Raw genomic sequence first — 21320 nt, forward strand, 5'->3', positions numbered from 1 at the left:
GGTGTGCTTGCTGTCCGGATAGACAACCAGGCACACGCGGACCCTGACTCACCCAGATTGAGCAACTCTGGGCGCGGCGGGCTCTGCTGTCCGCGCCCGCCCGTCACCCTTTTCGACGAGACGCTCGGTTCTGGGAAAATCAGGAGGGTGCCCGGGAGTCCTCACTCGAATCAATGAGGCCTAGTAGCGGCAGCAAGAAAGGCTCGCGCCGAGCGCTACTCAGTTCAGGTGGTACGGGGTTGCCGGCCTGGGTGGTCTTCTCACCGGGCCCGGCTGGATCGTCCGAGTCACCTTGGGAGGTCGGCCACGTCCTCAGGGCGGTAGGAGCAGGTCTGCCCGCAAGAAGCCGTTGACAGCCTCGGCGCGAGATCCTTTACCTCGTTGAACAGTCCTGGAAGAGCGTGTCGATGCCTCAAAGTGGGGACTATGAGCCCAGCCCGAAGGGGCAGGTTCGCGATCAAGTTGACAGGTACGTGATGTCCGGTGGTCGAGAAGGTCGGACACTGCGGGGCCGCCCGGTCGTTGTACTGACCAGCAGGGGCGGACGGTCAGGAAAGCTTCGCAAGACGCCGGTGATGCGGGTTGAACATCGTGGGCGGTACGCGTTGGTGGCATCGGCCGGGGGGTCGGCCACTAATCCCTGTTGGTACTACAACCTACTGGCAAACCCGATTGTCGATCTACAAGACGGCCCGGTGACGAGTCAGTGGAAGGCCCGCGAACTCTTTGGTGATGAGAAAGTCGAATGGTCGGTGCGCGCCGACGCCGCGTACCCCTTCTACGTCGTGGAGCGGGCACGTGCAGGCCGCGAAATCCCCATCTACGTACTGGAACCCACATCGCCTCCCGAATCCCCTCCAGCCCAAGGCGCGGCGGAGCCGCACTAACCAACGCCACTGAGTCAACGGGTGCGGGTGCCAGGCCTAGATGCCGCGCGCGTCGACGCCGGAGGCCTCGCCTCCCACGGGAGTGTGTGCCTGGCCTGGTGCGGATGACTCCGGGTACTCGGCGAGTCGACCGCTCCCTCAGTCGGACCGGTTGCCGCTCAGTGCACCGGTGAGCGTGTGTAACCGGGCTGATGTCGACGAGTCCGGCGTGGGGGTGTATACGACCACGCGGAGATCGCTGTGCTCGATGGTGAGGATGTCGCAGTCGAATTCGAGGGGCCCTAAGCCAGGGATGTCAATCGTCTTGTGTTCCTCGGTATAGGTAGCGACGCACTGGGACTCCCAGAGCTCGCGGAATCTTGGGCTGACATCGCACAACTCGGCGACGAGCTCCCCGAGACGCCAGTCGTCTGGATACTTCCCGGAGCTGTCGCGCAGGTCTGCGACCAGGGCTTGTTCGAAGGCCCGCTGTTGGCTCGGCGTCCGGACGACGCGTGTGGGTAGGCCGGTGAACTGGCGCCAGGCGAGGTTGCGTTCCAACTCCGGGCGGGATAGCGGGTCGCCCATCACCGCCACCCACATGGAGTTCCATGCCACTGGGTCCCACCGCAGGTCGTAGACCGCAACGGGGCCCTGCACCCGATCGACTAGCCGGTGTATCGCTGCCGGCAAAGTGTTGCTGATGCGGGCCGCTGCCGGCACGGGCTTGCCAGCCAGGCGAAACAGATGAGCGCGCTCCGCCTCGGACAGCCGCAGTGCCTTGGCCAGCGCCGCCAAGACCTGCGCTGAGGGGCTGGATGCGCGGCCTTGTTCCAGTAGCACCACATACTCGGTTGACACACCGGCGAGACGTGCAAGCTCTTGACGGCGAAGGCCCGGTGCGCGGCGCCGGGCCTCAGCCTCGAGCCCCACTTCCTGCGGGGACAGTCTGTCGCGCCAGGCACGCAGAGTGGGCCCCAGCTCGCTTTTGGCGGCCACCAGCCCAGACTACCTCGGCAAACTGGTAATGGGTTTACCTGCTTCCCGAGCCTGCGGTCTGCTACTCCTTCGCTAGGCTGAGTGCGTCAACGTGGATCAGGGCCAACCTAGGTTGCTGCCGACCCTGTTTCAAAACATTGGACGCGCACCGATCGACGCGAGTGCGCCGTACTGCCTCGAAGTTGACGATTGGCCATTATGACCAAGCTCCGAGATTTCACGGTTGCGCGAGGTAACGCGACGAGGCATCGAGGCCTCACCGGCGGGCATGAATCGCCTGCTCGGCACCGCGCGCCGACGCGGTGTCCTGATTGGGACCGCCGCCGGTCCAGCTCCCTCCAGCGCGGAGTCGCCCTGATCCGCGGCACGTCGCTCCGAGCCATTGTCCGCACGGTACCCCGACGCACCGGGCCACTTGATTGTAGGCAGTGCTTCCTGGCCGCCTCATGGCTGGACGGTGCGGTTCGGGGCACGGGATGACAGAGGAGGCTCGTATGGGCCCCGGTCCGTTGCGTGGCCGCTCCGAGCAGATGAGGCGTGCCCTTGAGGTTCTGCGTCGGGTCGCCCGGAGTGGTCAAGGAGCTGTGGTTGTGGTCTCCGGCGAGGCGGGCATCGGCAAGACCGCCTTACTCGACGCCATTTCCGAGCAGGCGGCGCGCATGGGGTTTGCCGTCGGGGTCGGCAGGGCCGAGGAGTCCTCGCGGATAGCGCCGATGGCGGCGCTGCTAACGGCGGTGCGCTCAGGCCGATCGCCCTTACTGTCCGAGGCGACGTTCAACGACCTCGGCCCGCTCTACGACCGCGAGTTGTGGTTGATTGACCGGCTCGCCGCGGCGCTCGAGGAGCGAGCCGCGCGGTCGGCGATCTTGGTCGTGGTCGACGACGTGCACTGGGCGGACGAACTCACTGTCTTCGCGCTGCGCGTCCTTCCGGCGCGCATGGCCGGTTCACCGGTGGTCTGGGTACTGGCCAGCCGTAGCACCACTCGCGGTATCACCGATGTTGCACGGCGAGATATGCCGGTGGAGACGGTCGTATTGGGGCCGTTGAGCGACGGCGCGATCGAACAGATCGCCATCGACCAGCTAGGAGACGCTCCCAGTCACCAGATGCGGGCACTTCTCAGTGGTGCGGCTGGGAGCCCTTTCCTCGCGGTGGAACTTCTGGCGGGCCTGGTGGCCGAACGGAAATCTCCCGCAGCGGATAGCGACAGCGGCTTGCCGTCCCAGCTGATCATCGGCGTGCGAAACGTGCTCGCCCCGTTGCCCGCAGAGGCGGTGAACCTGGTTCGGGTGGGTTCAATTTTGGGCCAGTGCTTCACCGCTGACGACGCGGCCGCGCTGCTGGACGGGTCAGCCGAGCGGCTGGTCCTGCCGAGCTTGGAACTCCTAGAGCGGGCCGGGGTTCTCGATGACGACGGTCAGACATTGACGTTCAGACATGACCTGCTTCGCCAGGCGGTGTACGAGGACGTCCCGGCCACCGTCCGCAAGGCGATGCACCGCGCGGCCGCCCGACACCTCAACCGCGCGGGACGAAGCCCGGTCGACGCGGCCGCTCACGTGTTACTCAGCGCCGAACCCGGAGACGCCGAGGCAGTCGCGGTACTGCGTCGCGCCGCGGCGCAGGTTGCCGTGATAACGCCGTCCATGGCGGTAGAGCTCATCCGCGCGGCGTTCGCGTTGTTGACCCCGGCCGACCCGCGGTGGATGGAGGTTGGGCAGGAAACCGTCGCAATCTTGGCGCAGGCTCGCCAGGCTCGGGCGGCGGTGTTGGTCGCCGACGAACTGCTCGCCCGCAACCCTGGTACGGAAGCCAGCGCCCAGATCGAAGGACTGCTCACCACGCCGCTGTGGACGATGGGATTGCTCCACGAGCTCCGTGAGCGGACGGAGAAGAGTCTCACCCAGCACGATCTGTCCGACAGAGCGCGCGCTCAGTTGATGGCGCAGCGCGCACTCGCGTGCTCGCGAGACGAGGACCTCGCCGCCGGCCGGGAGTCAGGACAGGCGACATTGGCCGAGGCGGTGCGGCTGGGTGATCCCACTGCACAGGTGACCGCGTTGTGGGCGCTTGGGGAGATCGAGCGCAACGACGGCTACAACGAGGCGGCCCTGGAGCATTTCCAGCGGCTTCGGCTTCTCACCGGCGCCCCCTACTCCGCGGACGAGATCCTTACGCTGCAACTACTCGATCGCTACGACACCAGCGCCGACCAAATCGCCCAGGCGGAACGAGACGTCAGTGAGCAGGGCGCGAGCGCACCACGATCCGTGCTGGCGTTCGCGCGCATGTGGCAGGACTACAGCCTCGGACGACTCGACGACGCCGAGGCGGACGCCCTGACCGTGCTGCGGCTGGGCGAGGAGCTGAACGACTATGCCTTCCTCACCGAAGCGCGGCTGGTGCTGAGTCGCATAGCTCAGCTGCGGGGCGACCCGAAAGCGACCAAGGAACAGCTCGAGCTCGCCGAGGCCATCCCCCGCGCCGACGACGGCACCTGCGCGGTGATGTTGTTGTTCATGCGCGCCTGGCTGGCCGAAAGCGAAGGGGACCTAGCTGGTGCTCTGGAACCCGCACGTCAGGTCGTCCACGAGACCCTCTCGCTGCGCCACCGCTGCCGGTGGGAAGCGAGCTGGATGGTGGAGGCGGCGCGTATCGCCCACCGCAGCGCAGACCACGCCCTTGCCGGCGACGTGGCCGCTATGGCTCGCACGCTGGCCCAGCGCAACCCCCAGGTGCTGACCGCGGTCGGAACCTCACAGCACATCGACGGAATCCTCGCCGATGACCCGGACACACTCGGCCGCGCGGTCGAAGCCCTGGGCGGCGGACCCCGCCCGCTACTGCTCGCGGACGCGCTCAGCGACCACGGCCAAGCCCTGCTCCGCGACGGCCAGCGCGACCAAGCCGTTGCCGCCCTGGACCAGGCTGGCGGCATCCTGCTAGGTCTCGGCGCGCGCGGCGAGATACGTCGACTCCAGGGGCTCCTGCGATCGTTAGGGACGCGTCGCCGCTGGATCACCTCGCCGACACGGCCCGTCGAGGGGTGGGGTGCGCTGACCGACGCCGAACGACGGGTCGCCCACCTCATCGCGGAAGGACACACGAACAAGTCGGCCGCCGCGGAGCTCTATCTTTCCGCCAACACTGTCGCAACACATCTCAGAGCTGTCTTCAACAAACTGAGCGTGACCTCGCGCATCCAGCTGGTGAAGATCGTACCTCCGGACGCCTAAGCGCCAACAGCACCGGCGAAGGCTGAGCGGCAGCATATCCGCTCGAAATGCGCCTTTGGTCGGGACCGGTCAGGCGTCGAGGAACTGCATGACGTGTACGGCACACAGGTCGGGGTATTGGAACTGGGACCATGGTTGAGCGTTCGGCAGATGTTATTGAAGGAGGTAGGAGTTGGCCGTCGGGATGACGATGTCATCGCTGCCGTTCACGACCAGTGCCGGTTGAACGATCTCGGCCAAATAGTCGTAGCTGCCGGCCCGGTGGGCGCCCCACTCGGCGGCGGCGGCCGAGTGCGCGGCCACCGTCTCCTCCTGGACTGGGACGTCACGGTCATCGGTCCGCGCGCGGATACGTTGGAGGATTTCTGCCCCGGCGACTGGCTCTCCGGCGATGGCGACAAGAATATCGGCAACCACATCATGTCCTGCTGGGCATACTTGCTCGTGAACAGCGCGCTGAACGTGGGCAGCGCCTGTGGGGTTCAACAACCCTGCCACGGAGCTTGAGCTGCGGTTTCGGGTCCACGCGTGTCGCCGGATTTGGCATGATCAGTAGTTGTGTTCTGGTCCTTTGCCTACCTGGTGCTGCGGCGCGCCTTCCAACTGCTTCTGTTGCTGGCGCGCGGAGACCGATCCAAGGAGATCGAGATCCTGGTGCTGCGCCACCAGGTCGCGGTCCTGCGTCGCCAGGTACACCGGCCGGACCTCACCCACGCGGATCGAGTCGTGCTCGCAGCGTTATCGCGGCTGATCGGGCGACGGGTATGGGACACATTCTTCGTCACTCCTTCCACGCTGCGCTGGCACCGTGATCTGGTCCGCCACATGGACCCTCCAGCACGCCAGGAACCTGCTCACAGAACTACGGATGCCGGTGCGGTTCCTCATCCGAGATCGGGACTCCAAATACACAGCCGCGTTCGGCGCCGTGTTCGAATCCGAGGGCCAACAATCATCAAGACTCCCCATCGAGCGCCTCGGGCAAACGCGATCTGCGAACGCTGGATTTCCACGCTTCGCCGCGAGTGCACCGACCAACTGCTCATCTACGGCGAACGACATTTGCGCCACGTACTCAGGCTTTACCTCCCGCACTACAACAAACACCGCCCTCACCGTGCGCGACACAGGCGCCCCGCCAGTACGGCCCGTCAATCTCACCGACGTGCGTGTCCACCGCCGAAAGATCCTCAACGGACTCATCAACGAATACAAACGAGCCGCATGACGCGCATACCCACAGCTCACAGGCCAGAACAGAGTTCTTAAACCCACAGGGGCAGGTCGGGACCAGCTTGACCTGTCCGCGCATCTGATCCAGGTACTGCGGTGGCAACACCGCGGGCAAAGATCGGGCGTCGCCGGTGATCACATGCCCGTAGCCGCCCACGCCGAGACGGCGGGTGTGGGCAATGTTGTCGCGGGCCAGGGAGCTCCAACGGGGTTCGATGTCCACCCCGACCGCGGCCCGCCCCAGATGCATCGCCTCCACCAGGGTGGTGCCGGCCCCGCACATCGGGTCGAACACCAACTCCCCCGGCTCAGTCAAACCCGAGATAGCAGCCGTGGCGACGGCGGGCAGCATCCGCGCCGGATGCGCCGTGGTGTCGGGCACGTAGCGGCCTCGCCGCTGTGCACGGGAGTCAGTCTGGGCGCTGGCCCCCACTGATCGGCCTACTCACGCAGCCTCTCCCCTCCGCTCCGCGCTGACCTCAGGACTGCTGGGGATGGCGGCGCCGCCGCTGATGTCGGCGGGCGTCAACGTGGTGGGTGATAGGTCTGGGGCGCGAGCGGCGGCGATGCTGGGCAGGGTCGGCGGATCAGCCGGCGGATCAGTGGGAGCGTCGGTCGCCGCCGAGGACCGGGCCGCGACGGCCGTCCCCAGGCTCGTGAGGGGGGCCGCTGGACGCGGCGACTGCTGGAGTGGTTCGGTCAGGTCCGGCGGGGTTTGCAGGACGAGGGCGTCGGTGTGGACCGGCCAGAACGGTGCGTGCGGGCGCCGGGTCGAGTCTGGGTGCGCCAAGCCCGCCTCGGTAGCGGGGACGTGCACGAGCACGATGTGTTGCAGGTAGCTCAACCCGGCCTCTCGCGCGGTGCTCACCACTGCTGCGTGTCCGTGGGAGGTCCGGCGTTGGCCGAGCTCGCCGGGGCGCAACACCATCAGCAACCCGCCCGGGCGCAGTGGGCGTGCCCACGCGCTGATCAAGCCCCTGGGTGATCGTGCGTCGGGACAGCGAACCGGCGACGGGCTAACAGCTCCCACATCGCGGCGGGATCAGCCAGCACCGCGGGGTCGACTCCCGTGACGTACCCCCACGCGCCGTCAGCGTCGACCGCAGCCGGGTCAAGGTCGTGGTCGTGGTCGTGGTCGAGCCCAGCGAAGCGCGGGGCGGACCGCCGCGCGCGCTGCAGCCGGAGCTTCTTCTGCGAACGCTTCCGGCGACGTCCGTGACCAGCCGAACTCACCACCCAACACTCTCAGATCCACCCCAGCCTTGACGAGGTCACACTCCCACCGCCACGAGACGCCTCCGAGGACTTGACACGAATAGAAGCGTCTACGGCTGGAGTGCTAGTGCTCGATCAGCCCGTGTCGGTGGGCGTAGACGACGGCGTGTACTCGGTCGCGTAGGTCGAGTTTGGCCAGGATCCGGGAGACGTGGGTCTTGACTGTTTCGTCGCCGACGTAGAGGCGGGCGCCGATTTCGGTGTTGCTGTGGCCGGCTGCGAGCAGCAGGAGCACCTCGTTCTCGCGGGCGGTGAGGCGTTCGAGCCCCGGCGCTCGAGCGGCGACCGTTTTGACGGGTGCGATGCTGGCGGCGAATCGGCTGATGAGGCGGCGGGTCACCGAGGGGTCGACGAGCGCATCACCTCGGGCGGCGACTCGGATGGCGGCGACGAGTTCTTCAGGGGGCAGGCTCTTGAGTAGGAAGCCGCTGGCGCCCGCGATGAGTGCTCGGTAGACGTACTCGTCGGTGTCGTATGTGGTGAGCACGAGGATTCTGGTGTCCAGGTCGGAAGCCAGAATCGCTTCCGCGGCCGCGAGCCCGTCGAGTTTCGGCATGCGTATGTCCAGGATCGCGACGTCTGGGCGAAGCCGGCTGGTTTCGGCGACCGCGGCCCGACCGTCGGCAACCTCGGCAACACAGTCGAAGTCGGGCTGGGTGTCGAGCATCGCCCGCAGCCCAGAGCGGAACATGGCGTGGTCGTCGGCGAGCAGAATCCGCAGCGTCATTGGTCTTCGCCGAGTGGGAAGGTGGCGATGGTCTCCCATCGACGGCCGGCCGGGTCCGGGCCGTGGGCGATCGTGCCGTTGAACAGCGCCGCCCGCTTTCGGATTCCGGCCAGTCCGCGCGCGCTTTCGTTGCGGTCATCGTTGGCGGGTGCCCCGGCCGGTCCCGCTGGCACGCTCGTCCGGAAGCCGTTGCGCGCGATCACCGAAATCGACGCTGGCAGGTAATGCAGTTGGATCTCCACGCCAGCACCGTCGCCGTGGCGCATGGCGTTGGTCAGCATCTCCTGAATGATCCGGTAGAGGGCGACGTCGAGGGACTCGGGTAGCGGGCGAGGCGCGCCGTGGGTACTGACCCGGGTCGGCAGACCGGCCCGGCGGACCCCGTCGAGGAGTTCCTCGAGGTTGTCCAGTCCGGGTTGCCTACTGATGTCGGCCCGGTCGCCGTGGAGCAGGTCCAGGAGCCTGCGCAGGTCGAGCATCGCCGCGCGGCTGGAGGTCTCGACGGCGGTCAACGACTTGGCGAGGCCCTCGGGGCGGGCCGCGGCGTTGAGCCCAAGGCGTGCGGCGCCGGCATGCACGCCGATCGCGCTGACGTGGTGGGAGATGACGTCGTGCAGGTCGCGGGCGATGGCGCCGCGTTCCTCGGCGACCGCGTACTCGACGGCGGCCTGAGCGTCACGGCGCTGGGTTTCGGCGCGTTGTTCGAGTTCGGCGATATAGGCCCGCCGTGCGGTGGTGTAGCGGCCGACCAGCCAGGGCAGGACGGCCTCCTTGACGACCTCGACCGGCAGGATTTCTCCGCTGTGCGCGCCAGAAAGCAGGTGGGCGCCGCCGACCCCCAGCGCCAGCACCGCCAGCGCCACGAACGCGTTACCGCCGCGCAGCCACGCACCGGCGCGGTATCCCGCGATCAGCGTGCCGGCCCCGTTGGCCTGACCCGCGAAGCTCGATCCGCCGAGCAGTCCGACGGCGGCGAACCTGACGACGGCGTGGGCTAAGGCTACCCATCCGGAGTAGCGGGCGGGCAGGGCCAGGGCGGCGTCCACCACCGCGACCGCGCCGAGTACCGCCCAATCCTGGGCCCGCAGCTGGGCGAGGGGCCCACTGGACAGCAGGGCGGCCACGTCGGCGAGCAGGCACACCACGGCCACGAGCAGTCCTTGGCGCGCCAGCGCGCTGCTCAGATCGCCCGCGCCGCCGATCGTGAGTCGGTGGCGCAGCTTGAGGTGGTTGCGGGGGTGCACACTGCCGATGATCGGCCGTCCTCGGCCACAGCGGGTCCCCCGTGCGGGGGATAGCGGGTCCCCGGCAGCGGTGACGATCTCGGACGTCCGAGTTCCTAACGTTCACGGTGTGACCACCAGAGCGCACGTAATAGGCCGTCGCCTGGCGCTGCTCGCGGGCCTGTGTGCGCTGCTGGGGTCGCTTGGGATCGCACCGGCATTCGCTGACACCCCGTCCTCGGGCGGGGATCTGACGGTCGCGCAGACCCTGGGCGACCGCGAGCTGACGTTCGTGCTCCGCCGGGTCACCGGAGTGCCTGGTCCGCTGCGCACCGACGTCATCACCCACACCGGCACTGCCCCGGGATACCTCGCGCTGGAAGTGATCCCGACCGGGACCAGCACCCGGTCGTCCTCGTTGCCCGCGCCGGGCGCTGCGACCGCGCGGACCGGCGTCGAACTGGGCACAACACCGGGGACGTATTCGGCCACGGTGGCGGTGGACCGGGCTGGACCGTGGGAACTGGCAGTCAGCGACGGCCAACGAGTGGCTCGGATTCCGTTCGTCGTGCCTATTCAGGCCGCGTCCCCGCCGGAACGAGCGGTCTACGGAGGTTTGCTCGCAGCTGGCGTGCTGCTGCTGGTCTCGGTGGTGGTGGCCACCCGGGCCCGGCGCGGCGCGTGGGTACTTGTTCCCGCCGCCGGCCTGGTGGTGGCGATGTCGGTGGCACTGACCGGTGGGGTGCTTTCGGCGTCGTTGCCGCTGCCCCCGCAGCCAGGTGGCCAGTTGGATCCCACCGTCGACAACGTCACCGACCCCTACGCCGTGGCCAAGCCCTTGGTTACCGACTTCTCCCGTCCACCGGTCACCCTCGACATCGAGGGCGGCGCTCTCGTCGCGGGCCAGGCGGGCGACGTTGAGCTGAACCTGACAGACGGGGCAACCGGTACGCCGGTCGACGACCTACTTGTGCACGACGACGCGCTGATCCACCTCCTCCTGGTCGGTCCAACCGGGCAGTTGTGGCACCTGCACCCGATCCGAACCGCACCGGGCCGCTACCAGCAGCATCTCTCCCTGCCCACTCCGGGCCACTACGCCCTGTCGGCGGAGATGGTCCGGCGCGGCGGCGGCGTGCAACTGGTCCGCGCGGCCGAGGGCCTCGACGCCGCTCCGGCCGGCAACACCCCTGGGTCGGTGGGCACCCAGGACCGCACCGCCGCAGCGCCCATCCACCTGGGCGACGGACAAGTCACCGCGTCGACCGTCATCGATGCGACCTCCATCACCGTCACGGCGAGCAGGGCGATGGCGGGATCACCCACCACCATCACTGCCCGAGCCGGCGACACCGCCGACCTGCAGCCCTGGCTGGGGATGGTCGGGCACATGATCGTTGCCGGTCCGTTGCCCACCACCGGCGAGGCAGTGGGAGCGGCCGTGCAGAACGCGCCGGTGTGGGCCCATGCCCATTCCATGGGCGCCATGACCATGGCGGGCATGGGCGAAATGACCATGCCAATGGGCGCGATGCCGATGGCGGGCACGGGTGACACGGGCACCGGCACGGGCATGACCGCGATGACCGGCCTGGCCCCGGTCAACGGCGACAGCGCCCCGGACGAGACCGTCGCCGCCTACGGCCCGGACGTCCCGTTCACCTACACCTTCCCTACCGCCGGCCAGTACCGGCTCTGGATCCAGGTCGAACGCGACTACACCGTGCTCACGGTGCCCCTCGTGCTCGACGTGGCCGCCTCAACGAGCCATGGAGTCCTGCAATGATCCCCTCCTCGCCCGCCCCGCAGACGTTCGAATCCGTCGCTCGCGCCCGGCGCCCGCGACGCAACCGTGGCGTTCTTGCCGCCACCGGGGCCGTCGCCGCGGTCGCGCTAGCCATCGTCGCCGGCTGGCTGCTGTGGCCAACCCCGCCCGGACCCGCGGTGCTGCATGGCGGCACCGCCCGGTATGTCGTCACCGCGACCGTCGACAGCCCAAGGATCGGGGCGACCGCGATCGACATCGACCTCACGTCTCGCACGGGTGACCCGGCACCGCCGGTGGCGATGGACGTCGAGGCGGTCATGCCGCTGATGGGCCATGCCACGCCACCGGTATCCGCGGTCCCCGTCGGAGGCGGCCGTTACCGCGCCGAGGGGGTTCCGCTGATGATGACCGGCCCATGGCAGCTGCGAATATCCATGACCGCCGCAGACGGTATCGATCACCTCATGCTGCCGCTCTCGGTCAGCGGCTAAGGCCCAGCAGCGATCAGACCGCCACCGACCCGTGTGCCACCTACCGCCGCGCCACCCCGAGAGGACACCGGAAACATGGACATCCCCGCATCACCGACCGTGGCCACCGGCCGCGCCGGTCCGCCAGCGGACCACAGCTCTGACCCAGCCGTCCCCGATCCCGAAGTCGGCGTCACGGCGAGGGCCGGCGCCTGGGTTGTGCTCCTCGGCACCATGATCACCACTGTGGGCCTGAGCTGGGACATCCAGTGGCACGTCGAAGTCGGCCCCGACACCTTCTTTACCCTCTCCCACCTGGCCCTCTACTCCGGCAGCGCGCTGTCAGGTATCGCCAGCCTGGTCATGGTGCTCATGGCTACCTCCGCGCAGCGCGCCGATCGATCTCTGCCGAGGGCTGTCGGTGGCACGCCCGTACGGGTCCTCGGTGGCAGGTTCGCCGCCCCGTTGGGCTACCTGATCTCCGGGATCGGCGCGGCGTCGTTCCTGCTCTACGGCCTGCTCGACCTGTGGTGGCACTCCCTCTACGGGTTCGACGCGGTGCTGAACTCCCCACCACACGTGGCACTGTTCCTGTCGATCTCCATCACGATGGTCGGCAGCATCGTCGTCTTCGCCGCCGCCCGCGACCAGCGCTGGGCCCAGATCGGGCTCCTGATCGCCATCCCGATCCTGATCACCTTCGCCCCCGTCACCACCAACGCGTTCAGCAACCTGTCGCTGCCCATCGACCCGACGATCGCCGGGATCATCTTCTTCTCGGCGGTACTGCTGGTCACCGGCGCGGGCATCATGCGCCGGCCGGGCGCGGCAGTGGGCATCGCCGCCGTCCTCGGGGTCCTGCAGGCGTTCCTGTGGTGGTTCTCCCCCTGGGCGGCGCACACCTATGCCGCCGCCGTTGGCCTCCCGCTGCGTGACGGGCTCACCCCCAAGCCCCCTGAGTTGCCGGGCACCATGCCGATGTTCCTGATCGTCGCCGCGGTCGCCGTCGAGGTCTTGTTCTGGCTCACCCGCGACCGGAACCTCAGCGCCAAAATCGCCTTCCTGCTGGCTGGTGGCGCGGCGGGGCTCGTCGTCGCGGCCACCCTCCCGCTGCAGCAGGTCCTCACCGACCCCACAGCGAGCGTCGGCCCCACCACGATCGCGCTCCTGGCGATCCTCGGGATCGCGTTAGGGAGCCTCGCTGGTTTCCTCAGCGGCCGGTTCACCACCATGCTGCGCGCCGTCGCGCCGGCCACGATGGAGGCATGATGATTACCGAAGCATCCCGACCGCGCCCGACGCGGCTGCGCCGGCTGGTCTTCATCGCGCTAGCCGTGGCCACCCTGAGCCTGGTCACGGCAGGCCCCGCGTCGGCCTACGCGCCGGTCGACATTGTCCACACCGAACGAGTGCAGGCAGGCCCCTACCGGGTGGCCGTTGGATTCTCCGTCTGGCCGATCCGCGCCATGCAGTCGCTGGACTTCACGTTCGTCCCCGACGGAGGCATCGCCGGTAAATCCGGGCGGCTACTGATCGACGGACCTGGGGTCAAGCCCGACCAACGCAACACCCCGCTGGCCCGCCATCCCCGCAAACTCGACGTGTGGGGGCTGGACGTGAAGTCCCTCAACGCCCCGGGCAGCTACAGCTTCGGGTTCACCATCGACGGCCCGCAAGGGCCCGGGCAGGGAACCCTGACCGGAATTACGGTGCTCAACCAACCCGGCCCACCCCTGGGACTCAGTTGGGCGATCGGATCGCTGCCGTTCGTCGGGCTGCTCGCCTTGCTCGTCGTCGCCTGGCGACGGACCCGACCCGGCGGCCAACCCCTCACCATCTGAGCCCCACGCCCGGTCGAGCCGCGGAATGGAAGTTGGCTCCGTCGCGAACCTTGCCGCGCCATGATCATTCAGCTACTGCATTGGTGTCCATGTTTCGTTGAGACGAACTGAGGAAGGTAGCGACCAGGGCATCCGCACGATGTCACACCTCGTCGGGTGTCCACAGGTGAAGCCACCCGTCGTAGTGCAGGTTGAGTTCCGTTCCGGGTGCAGGTGCGTCTGGGTGCCGCAGCGGTGGGGCAGCTTCGACCGGAGCAACAAGGTTGGCAGGAGTGGTCACCCTAGCGAGCTTATCGAACACTGTACGGTTTGCTCGAACCTGAGAGAATCACGGGCTCCTCACAAGTAACGAAGCCGCGATCCACGGCTGGGATCTCGCCCGCGCAATCGGTGCGGACGAGACTCTCGATGACGATGTCGTGGCCTTCCTCCTCGCATGCACGGCCGACCTCGATCTCAGCCCTCAGCAACGTGCTGATCGTGAAAGCACGCGACAGCGCGGTCGGCCGTCGCGATACACGACGCCAGCGCGTCGTCGCCAAGATGATCGACGGTGGGCATCGCTTCGACCTGTTCAGTCGGTGCCCCGTGTAGCAACAGCTGGAAGCGAACGTTCGCGCCGACGACGTGATTGACGAGCGCGCGCACGTCCCACTCGGAACACGGCGTTGGCCGCGCGAGGTCGGGGCCAGACAGCGTGGAGAACCACTAGTTGCTCAACGGTTTAGCGCTGTTCTGCAACGCTCAGCGTGGAACTTGCCTCTTCAGCGGTTGCGGCTGACGACCGGGCGGGTGAGCCCGTGGGCTCAGGTGAGGGTGGCGACCAGCAGGGCGAAGGCGGCGATGATGACGGCGACGCGGACGTAGTGGAGGCGGTCCCAGCGGTTCATCTGCTGCTTCCAGTCGGCGGGCCGGTTGTCAGGCGTCCACGTCTTGTTCCGGTTGTTGATCGGGACGAGCAGCAGAAGCGACATGGTCACGCTGAGGATCAGAAGCGCGCCGGCGGTGACGACGAGGCCGGTGCCGTGGCGGTGCCACCCGGCGACAGCCCAGATGCCGACGAGGACGAGCGAGCCGATGTACCAGACCGGCATCACGGCGCCGAGCATCCGGCCCCCGTGGGCGTGGCCGAGTTGGCCGCTGTCCTCCGGAAGGGCGTTGAGGATCGGGTTCATGACGAAGGCGACGGAGAACTCCACCCCCACCATCACGCCGACGACCACGGTAGTGACGACCTCGAGTGCGTTGAGCATGATGACCCTCCTAGAATCTAGTGCCGCTAGATGATGAGGCGACGCTAGTGCTGCTGCCGCTCTCTTGTCTAGCGGCGCTAGGATCGGATCATGTCGGTACAGGAACGCAAGGAACGCGAACGGGCGGAGCGCGAGCGCCTCATCGTGGCGACAGCCCGCGAACTCGCCGAGCAGCAGGGCTGGGAAGCGGTCACCACCCGCCGGCTCGCCGAGCGCATCGAATACAGCCAGCCCGTCCTCTACAGCCACTTCCGCGGCAAACGCGAGATCATCGGCGCCGTCGCCCTCCAGGGCGCCACCGAGATGGCCGCGGCGGTGCGGGCCGCGACCGCCGCCGCGGACGGCCCGCGCGCCCGGGTGTACGCCCTAGCCCGCGCCTACCTCGACTTCGCCGAACGCAACCCGGCGGTCTACGACGCCATCTTCCAACTCGACGGCGGCCTCGCGTACGCACAGGAGGAAACCCCGGAACCTCTCAAAGACGCTTTCGCCGCGCTGCTGGAGAGCCTCGGCGAGGTCGCCGGGGACGGCGTCGCCCCGGGGCTGTTCACCGAGGTGTTCTGGGCGTCCCTGCACGGGGTGGCGACCCTGACCCGGTCGGGACGGCTGCCGCCGGAGGACACCGAGCCGAGGGTGGAGCTGCTGGTGGACCGGCTCGCCATGGTCTGACACACCATCCGGCGGGCACGCAGCCGGGGCCCTCGGGCCCCGCCGCTGCCTGCCCGCGGCCCACACGGCGCAGCCGCAGATGGCCGGGCCCCGGCGGTACCTCTCGCTGAGCGGTTCCAGGATGTCGAAGCCGGATGGCAAGCGAGATTGCGATATGGGGCGAGCTGATCTCCCGCGAGGCGGCGCGCCGGGTATTTAGTCTCAACGTCATGGCGTGCAGCTCGTGGCCAGCAGTGAGTTCCCGCAGTCGCCGGGCGGTTGCCCTCCCTCCCTCCTCGATGAGCGCTCGCAAGAACGCTGACGCGCTCGGCAGGGCCTTGCGGAGGATCTGGGATGACACCGGATCAGCGGTCACCAGTGGAGTTAGCGGGCGGATGTTTTTCTGCAGTTCCTTGAGTCTCGGTGGGTCCTACGGGAGCCTGCGGGAGTGACAGCCGCGGTAGGGCATGTGGTGGTCTTCGTCCAGGAGAACCACACCACCGACAACTACTTTCGATCGATGCGCCGGTGGGGCGCCAACGTCGTCGATGACTGGCCGATCCAGCCCAATCCACCACTGAAAGACCATGCCCATACCCGCGCCGCCTACGCCAAGTGGTTGCACGCCCAGCACGCGGGCAGCCCGACGCCGGCGGTGCACGCCCAATTCGACACCACCGCGGTGTTGCCCTACTACGCCTACCTCGCCGCCACCGGGGCTTTCCTGGAGAACCACTGCTCCGGTTTCGGCACCAACTCCACCCCGAACCATCTGCTGCTGGTCGGCGGGCAGACCCCGACCCTGCGCAACCCACCTCGTGGCCACGGCGACCCGGTCTGGGACATGCCCTCGATCCTGGGCCACGCCGGTGAGCACGGGCTGAGCTGGAAGGCCTACACCGGCACCTCGTCCTATCCGGTGGCGTTCTACCAGCAACTCAAAGCCTCACCCAACGTGGTACGCAGCGACCAGATCGTCGCCGACGCACCGAACCTGCCCGGGCTGAGCATGGTCTGGCACGACAGCCCGTATGACGAGCACCCGGTAGCCGATGTGAGCAAGGGCCAGGACAAGATCTGGCAGGCCGTCGACGCGATCGTGGCCGCCGGGCTGTGGGACGACACCGTGTTCCTGCTGACCTGGGACGACTGGGGCGGGTTCGATGACCACGTGACAACCCCGAACGTCGAACACACCCCCGACGGGGTCCAGCTGGCCTACGGCCCCCGGGTCCCGCTGCTGATGTTCGGCGGCCGGGTCAAGGTCGGCATCGACAGTCGGTGGAGCTCCCACGTCAGCATCGGCAAGACCGTGCTGGACCTGCTCGGGCTGCCCCCGCTCGGAGTCCCCCGACTCGATGAGGCACCCAGCCTCGCTGATCTGATCAACCCTGGTCCGTCCATGCCCACGCCCCCGGCGTTCGGCACCACGATCACCCAACCCACCCCGCCCAACCCCACCCCTGAGCCGAACCCGGCGCCACCACCCCCGACCAACACCTCCGCGCCTGTCGGGCCGGTCATCTTGCGCGACGGGTCCACGCTGCCCCCGCCCAACGACCAACCGGTCACATAACCCAGCGGCACCAAATAAGGGCCGGAACCCCAGAACGGCGACCCTCCGGGCGTCCTGGGTGTCCTCACCGGGCGGTGGTCGCTGCCGAGCACATGTTGAGAAACGATGCCCGCGACAGTGTCCGACACCGCTGGGCCGCCAACCGGGGTTCTTCCGTCGCCGGGTGTCCACCGATGTGGACAGCGCGGCTGTGACGCCGCGGTTATCCACAATTGTGGACTCCGCAACGCTGGGTGACCGTCTTCGGAGTCATGACCCGGCCGGTGGGGGCAGGTCGCCTAAGCGCACCCAACCGGGACCCACGCCAACTCCACGAGCAGCTGGTCGCCGCCCAACAAGACGTGGTCGCCTCGCTGATGGAGATGATCAATTCACCGCACTGTGACCGAGAGGCAATGCTAGAGCGGTCTGGGCGGCGCGGCTGCTGGCCTGCCGGGCCGGGGCCACCGCGTTGAGCAGCGCACAGGCTGCCGTGCCGTTGGTCACCCAGGGGGAATCGGGGCTTCCGGGTCACGCCCACCCTCGCCGAATTGCCGGCCAGGATCGCGAGGCCGGGAACGGAGGTTCGAGCGTCAGCGTTCCAGCTCCCGGGCTGCTCGCTCGATCAAGATCGGAAGGAAGGTGCGAATCCTTGCGCTCAGAAAGCGTTCGGCCACACGTCCGAACGTGTGGCGCACATGATCTTCGGTGATCTCGCCGTGTGTAACGTAGTGATCCACTAGCCGAGCTTCGCTCTCCTTGAGCTGTTGAGCGATCTGTTCTTCTTCGGGATCCCGGGTGATCGGCCTGCTGGCGTGCGTCATCGAGACCTCCTACTGATTGAAGAGGTGGCACGACAGGGACCGCTAAGAACTGAACACAAGTTGCCGGCGCAAGCAAGGCGCCGCATCCGAGGTGCCGCCACTTGTCACCGATAAGACTGGCAATCCGCCGGGTGTGTGTCGTCACCGTGAGCACCCATCGGAACTACCAGCTAGCTGGTATCCCTGAATGCCTGCCAGTGGCCATAACAACGATGATGATCAGCGGTCGTCCGGTGAGGCGCTCGACGGTGCGGGCCGCCCCCGGCTTTCGGCGGGAAGATCGGCCAGCAGCCGAACTGCACGGCAGGCAAAACGATCACCAGTAAGAGGCAAGACGGGAGGATCGTGAGCTAGCTAGCCAGCGTGCGGAAGCCTTCTCAGTGGGCGGGCGATACCGCGGTCGCGCTCCAATCGGGCGATCAGACCGCGACGAACGGCTTCGGAGGTGTCCGCGTTCTGGTCAGGGTGGGCGGCATACTCAAGCGGGCGGCAAGGACGCCGAGTAGCTCTTCGCGCCGAGGACTTGAGGCTGACATTGCGCGTACAGGGTTCGGTCGGGCCTGCGCAGCAGCAATGGACTCCCGCACTGTTCGCACTCAGAGGGCCACGCGGCGGGCATAGATCCCTCAGAGGTTGCGCCGTCCGTCGCCGTGATCATGGTCAGGAGTCTGCCCGCCGCAGTAACGGAACCCGGGATCAACGCGCGAGTCAGACACCACAAACATGAGGGCCGGTAGGAGAACGGTCGGGTGACCACGGGCCACGGACGCGGCTACATTGGCCGCCGTTCCACCACCACCCGCCTCCGGTGTCGTCGTCCGAATGCGCGCCGACAGTCACGCCGTGTCGACCTCGACCGTCGAGCGGGCGCTGCGCCGCCGAGGTCTACTCCCCGCGTGGTTATCGGGCCGACCGCAAGTCGTGGGCTCTGGTTCGACAGCCGACTGTACTGCCAACCGTGACGGCGCACTGTTCACCGGAGTGCCCGGTGCTTCCCGAGTGGGTCAGTCCGATGACTGAGCCGCGCCGGCGCTGGCGGATCAGCCCACATGTCCAGCAAGACATCACCACGTTGAGTCAGACGCTGCCCTACGAGTGGAAGCTGTTGTCCGACCGGCTGGCCCGCGAGTCCGTCGCCTTCCGGGACGGCGCTGCGGGCGCCGAGGCGGGCCGCCATGCGCGAATCCGACCAGTCCGTTCCCGGCCTCATCCAAGCCCTCAGCGCCAGCTTCGTGGAAATGACCCTCGACGACCCAAGAGCCACCCGGATTGGGTTCATCGAAGCCTGGAACAGCGAAGCTCTCATGCGCCGGCGAGTACAAACCCTGCACGGCTGCGCCACCGCGCCCCCTGAACCGCCGCCGGGAGCCTTATCGCCGGGTCGCCGAATTTGCCGAGGGCTTGCCTAGTTCTGCCATCCCGCTAGTCGATCGCCGCATAGCGTCGTGTCTGAACCCACTCGGCCACGGGCGGAGTCCGAGGCGGCAAATGAACCAGGGATGAGGCTCATGACCACCTATGACCCCCTCGTGGGGAGCAGGAGCCGCCGGCTTCTGAGCAAAGTTCCGGAAGTCACGATCTACTTCTGGGTGATCAAGATTCTCTGTACAACGGTCGGTGAAACGGCCGCGGACTTCCTCAACGTCAATCTCAATTTCGGATTGGTCGCCACCTCCGTGGTGACCGGAATCCTGCTCGTCGGAGCCCTGGTCCTGCAGTTCCGCGCGGATCGGTACATTCCGGGCAGGTACTGGTTGGCGGTCACCCTGGTCAGTGTCTTCGGCACGCTGGTGACGGACCTTCTCACCGACCAGTTGGGCGTGCCGCTCGAGGCGAGCAGTCTATTCTTCGGCCTGCTCCTGGCGCTCGTTTTCCTCGCGTGGTACCGGTCGGAGCGAACGCTGTCGATCCATTCCATCTTCACCAGGCGCCGGGAGGCGTTCTACTGGCTTACGATTCTTGTCACCTTCGCGCTGGGCACCGCGACCGGTGACCTGATGGCCCAGGTGCTGGGGCTCGGGTACCTGGTGTCCGGACTCATCGTGACCGGGATCGTCCTGATCACCGCGGTCGGCTGGCGAGCCGGTCTCAACCCGGTGCTGGCGTTCTGGATCATCTACGTCCTCACCCGGCCCTTGGGCGCGTCGATCGGGGACTACCTGGCCCAGCCGACCGGAGAAGGGGGGCTGGGCCTGGGCGCGACCGTGACAAGTGTGATCTTCCTGGTCGCCATCGTCGGCACCGTCACCTACCTGAGCCTGACCAAGGCGGACGTCATCTCCGGTCGTGCCGTGGCGGGCACCGAAGTGGGGGCGCAACGCGGGGGTCTGTGGCAGACCGTCGTCGTGGTCGGCCTCCTGCTAGTCCTGGGCGGCACCGGATACGCCATGCGCAAGTCCGCCCTGCAGGACGCTTCCCCGGCCTCCGCCGCCGCGCCGGACTCAAGCACGGCGTCCCCCGGCGATGCCCAGGCAGCCCCAGCGTCGCCACTGGGGGATCTGTCACCGTTTCGGACCGTCACCCAGGACACGCTGAACAAACTCAACGCTAGTGACCAGTCCGGGGCCACCACCCGGATCACCGACCTGGAGACCGCGTGGGACGACGCCCAGGCACGGCTGAAGCCCCGGGACACGGCGGCGTGGACTCAGATCGACGGCAAAATCGACACCGTGCTGCGCGAGCTGCGCTCCACCAACCCCCACCCAAGCAGCGAGAAGGCAGCGCTCGTGGACCTGCTCGGCACGCTCGGGCCGGCGACGCCCGCCGGCGGCACACCGGCGCCGCGTCGCTCTACGCTGGGGGATCTGTCGCCGTTTCGGACCATCACCCAGGACACGCTGAACAAACTCAACGCTAGTGACCAGTCCGGGGCCACCACCCGGATCACCGACCTGGAGACCGCGTGGGACGACGCCCAGGCACGGCTGAAGCCCCGGGACACGGCGGCGTGGACTCAGATCGACGGCAAAATCGACACCGTGCTGCGCGAGCTGCGCTCCACCAACCCCCACCCAAGCAGCGAGAAGGCCGCACTCGCGGCATTGTTGGCTGATCTGGGCTGAGAAATCCGCCCTGGATTCCGTCGGAACCTCGCCCGGCTCACCGACCAACACAAGCGCCCCGCCCTCACTGTCGAACAGCCCTAAGCAAGCGATCCAGCTCAGCGAACTCCGCGCACCGAGCCAGGAATGGTCGTTCCGCGCACCTGCGGTTGCGAGCCGGACGTCTGGGTGATGCCAGTCCTCGAATCTCACGGTCTCGGGTTGGCGTGGGGCGGGTCGATGTGTCACGGGAAGCTGCCTCTGCCAGGGGGAGCGAACCCTTCCACGTTGCCATGACCCCACGATTGAGGTGACCGTCTGTGACCAGCCCTCACGGCCGGTCGGGGTCCCCGGC

The 21320-nt window shown here is 67.6% G+C and carries 19 protein-coding genes and 1 pseudogene; 10 read left to right on the top strand and 10 right to left on the bottom strand.

Annotation, left to right across the window (positions count from 1 at the left end; all coding sequences use genetic code 11):
• Positions 1-407: 407 nt before the first annotated feature.
• Positions 408-887 carry a nitroreductase family deazaflavin-dependent oxidoreductase gene (locus ACTXG6_RS32855; RefSeq protein WP_445183292.1) on the top strand — a complete coding sequence of 160 codons (480 nt, stop codon included), beginning with the start codon at positions 408-410 and terminating at the stop codon, positions 885-887.
• 138 nt (positions 888-1025) lie between these two features.
• Here ACTXG6_RS32855 and ACTXG6_RS32860 read toward each other — a convergent pair whose 3' ends face one another.
• Positions 1026-1865 carry a helix-turn-helix transcriptional regulator gene (locus ACTXG6_RS32860; protein WP_445183293.1) on the bottom strand — a complete coding sequence of 280 codons (840 nt, stop codon included), beginning with the start codon at positions 1863-1865 and terminating at the stop codon, positions 1026-1028.
• Between the two features lie 494 nt (positions 1866-2359).
• Between ACTXG6_RS32860 and ACTXG6_RS32865 the strand changes: the two genes are divergently transcribed.
• On the top strand, positions 2360-5104 hold the full coding sequence (locus ACTXG6_RS32865; RefSeq protein WP_445183294.1) for an AAA family ATPase: 2745 nt from the start codon (positions 2360-2362) through the stop codon (positions 5102-5104).
• Between the two features lie 153 nt (positions 5105-5257).
• On the opposite strand, the gene ACTXG6_RS32870 is transcribed toward ACTXG6_RS32865, so the two are convergent.
• Together ACTXG6_RS32870 and ACTXG6_RS32875 are read right to left on the bottom strand one after the other, a co-directional pair.
• Complete coding sequence (locus tag ACTXG6_RS32870) at positions 5258-5407, bottom strand: hypothetical protein (protein WP_445183295.1); 150 nt, start codon at positions 5405-5407, stop codon at positions 5258-5260.
• A gap of 246 nt (positions 5408-5653) precedes the next feature.
• A complete protein-coding gene (locus ACTXG6_RS32875; protein ID WP_445190340.1) occupies positions 5654-5800 on the bottom strand; it encodes a hypothetical protein in 147 nt (48 codons plus the stop codon).
• A 129-nt stretch (positions 5801-5929) separates the two neighbouring features.
• Here ACTXG6_RS32875 and ACTXG6_RS32880 point away from each other — a divergent pair.
• Positions 5930-6172 (top strand): annotated as a pseudogene (locus ACTXG6_RS32880) (hypothetical protein); the annotation flags it as partial.
• Positions 6173-6179: 7 nt separating this feature from the next.
• Here ACTXG6_RS32880 and ACTXG6_RS32885 read toward each other — a convergent pair.
• The 4 genes from ACTXG6_RS32885 to ACTXG6_RS32900 form a co-directional block, all read right to left on the bottom strand.
• A complete protein-coding gene (locus tag ACTXG6_RS32885; RefSeq protein ID WP_445183296.1) occupies positions 6180-6719 on the bottom strand; it encodes a TRM11 family SAM-dependent methyltransferase in 540 nt (179 codons plus the stop codon).
• Positions 6720-6782: 63 nt separating this feature from the next.
• Positions 6783-7205 carry a hypothetical protein gene (locus tag ACTXG6_RS32890; protein WP_445183297.1) on the bottom strand — a complete coding sequence of 141 codons (423 nt, stop codon included), beginning with the start codon at positions 7203-7205 and terminating at the stop codon, positions 6783-6785.
• A gap of 471 nt (positions 7206-7676) precedes the next feature.
• Positions 7677-8339 (bottom strand): response regulator, encoded by a 663-nt coding sequence (locus tag ACTXG6_RS32895; RefSeq protein WP_445183298.1) that lies wholly within the window; start codon positions 8337-8339, stop codon positions 7677-7679.
• Entirely contained in the window at positions 8336-9583 is a 1248-nt protein-coding gene (locus ACTXG6_RS32900; protein ID WP_445183299.1) for a sensor histidine kinase, read from the bottom strand. Before ACTXG6_RS32900 ends, ACTXG6_RS32895 begins: the two co-directional genes overlap by 4 nt.
• 109 nt (positions 9584-9692) lie before the next feature.
• On the opposite strand from ACTXG6_RS32900, the gene ACTXG6_RS32905 reads away from it, so the two are divergent.
• The 4 genes from ACTXG6_RS32905 to ACTXG6_RS32920 all read left to right on the top strand — a co-directional run bounded on the left by ACTXG6_RS32905 (position 9693) and on the right by ACTXG6_RS32920 (position 13641).
• Complete coding sequence (locus ACTXG6_RS32905; RefSeq protein ID WP_445183300.1) at positions 9693-11348, top strand: hypothetical protein; 1656 nt, start codon at positions 9693-9695, stop codon at positions 11346-11348.
• Positions 11345-11821 carry a FixH family protein gene (locus ACTXG6_RS32910; protein ID WP_445183301.1) on the top strand — a complete coding sequence of 159 codons (477 nt, stop codon included), beginning with the start codon at positions 11345-11347 and terminating at the stop codon, positions 11819-11821. The genes ACTXG6_RS32905 and ACTXG6_RS32910 overlap by 4 nt, the downstream gene beginning before the upstream one ends.
• A gap of 75 nt (positions 11822-11896) precedes the next feature.
• Positions 11897-13069 carry a hypothetical protein gene (locus ACTXG6_RS32915; RefSeq protein ID WP_445183302.1) on the top strand — a complete coding sequence of 391 codons (1173 nt, stop codon included), beginning with the start codon at positions 11897-11899 and terminating at the stop codon, positions 13067-13069.
• Positions 13069-13641 carry a hypothetical protein gene (locus ACTXG6_RS32920; RefSeq protein WP_445183303.1) on the top strand — a complete coding sequence of 191 codons (573 nt, stop codon included), beginning with the start codon at positions 13069-13071 and terminating at the stop codon, positions 13639-13641. The genes ACTXG6_RS32915 and ACTXG6_RS32920 overlap by 1 nt, the downstream gene beginning before the upstream one ends.
• Positions 13642-14097: 456 nt before the next feature.
• Here ACTXG6_RS32920 and ACTXG6_RS32925 read toward each other — a convergent pair whose 3' ends face one another.
• A complete protein-coding gene (locus ACTXG6_RS32925; RefSeq protein ID WP_445190153.1) occupies positions 14098-14337 on the bottom strand; it encodes a maleylpyruvate isomerase N-terminal domain-containing protein in 240 nt (79 codons plus the stop codon).
• Positions 14338-14447: 110 nt separating this feature from the next.
• A complete protein-coding gene (locus ACTXG6_RS32930) occupies positions 14448-14894 on the bottom strand; it encodes an anthrone oxygenase family protein (protein WP_445183304.1) in 447 nt (148 codons plus the stop codon).
• 90 nt (positions 14895-14984) lie between these two features.
• Here ACTXG6_RS32930 and ACTXG6_RS32935 point away from each other — a divergent pair, with 90 nt between their 5' ends.
• Positions 14985-15563 (top strand): TetR/AcrR family transcriptional regulator, encoded by a 579-nt coding sequence (locus ACTXG6_RS32935; RefSeq protein ID WP_445183305.1) that lies wholly within the window; start codon positions 14985-14987, stop codon positions 15561-15563.
• 427 nt (positions 15564-15990) lie between these two features.
• The gene (locus ACTXG6_RS32940) at positions 15991-17118 is read left to right on the top strand and encodes an alkaline phosphatase family protein (RefSeq protein WP_445183306.1); all 1128 of its coding nucleotides are present in this window, start codon (positions 15991-15993) and stop codon (positions 17116-17118) included.
• Between the two features lie 572 nt (positions 17119-17690).
• Here ACTXG6_RS32940 and ACTXG6_RS32945 read toward each other — a convergent pair.
• Positions 17691-17921, bottom strand: a complete 231-nt coding sequence (locus ACTXG6_RS32945) for a three-helix bundle dimerization domain-containing protein (protein ID WP_445183307.1) — start codon at positions 17919-17921, stop codon at positions 17691-17693.
• 1508 nt (positions 17922-19429) lie between these two features.
• Between ACTXG6_RS32945 and ACTXG6_RS32950 the strand changes: the two genes are divergently transcribed.
• Entirely contained in the window at positions 19430-20986 is a 1557-nt protein-coding gene (locus ACTXG6_RS32950; RefSeq protein WP_445183308.1) for a COG4705 family protein, read from the top strand.
• The last annotated feature ends 334 nt before the right edge of the window (positions 20987-21320 follow it).

It is taken from the genome of Pseudonocardia sp. Cha107L01 (genome assembly GCF_052566575.1).

Excerpts from the sequence above, each read along its gene's own strand:
- ACTXG6_RS32895 (WP_445183298.1), bottom strand. The coding sequence starts at position 8,339 with ATGACGCTGCGGATTCTGCTCGCCGACGACCACGCCATGTTCCGCTCT.
- ACTXG6_RS32930 (WP_445183304.1), bottom strand. The coding sequence starts at position 14,894 with ATGCTCAACGCACTCGAGGTCGTCACTACCGTGGTCGTCGGCGTGATG.
- ACTXG6_RS32950 (WP_445183308.1), top strand. The coding sequence starts at position 19,430 with ATGACCACCTATGACCCCCTCGTGGGGAGCAGGAGCCGCCGGCTTCTG.
- ACTXG6_RS32915 (WP_445183302.1), top strand. The coding sequence starts at position 11,897 with ATGGACATCCCCGCATCACCGACCGTGGCCACCGGCCGCGCCGGTCCG.
- ACTXG6_RS32945 (WP_445183307.1), bottom strand. The coding sequence starts at position 17,921 with ATGACGCACGCCAGCAGGCCGATCACCCGGGATCCCGAAGAAGAACAG.
- ACTXG6_RS32865 (WP_445183294.1), top strand. The coding sequence starts at position 2,360 with ATGGGCCCCGGTCCGTTGCGTGGCCGCTCCGAGCAGATGAGGCGTGCC.
- ACTXG6_RS32910 (WP_445183301.1), top strand. The coding sequence starts at position 11,345 with ATGATCCCCTCCTCGCCCGCCCCGCAGACGTTCGAATCCGTCGCTCGC.
- ACTXG6_RS32920 (WP_445183303.1), top strand. The coding sequence starts at position 13,069 with ATGATTACCGAAGCATCCCGACCGCGCCCGACGCGGCTGCGCCGGCTG.
- ACTXG6_RS32935 (WP_445183305.1), top strand. The coding sequence starts at position 14,985 with ATGTCGGTACAGGAACGCAAGGAACGCGAACGGGCGGAGCGCGAGCGC.
- ACTXG6_RS32855 (WP_445183292.1), top strand. The coding sequence starts at position 408 with ATGCCTCAAAGTGGGGACTATGAGCCCAGCCCGAAGGGGCAGGTTCGC.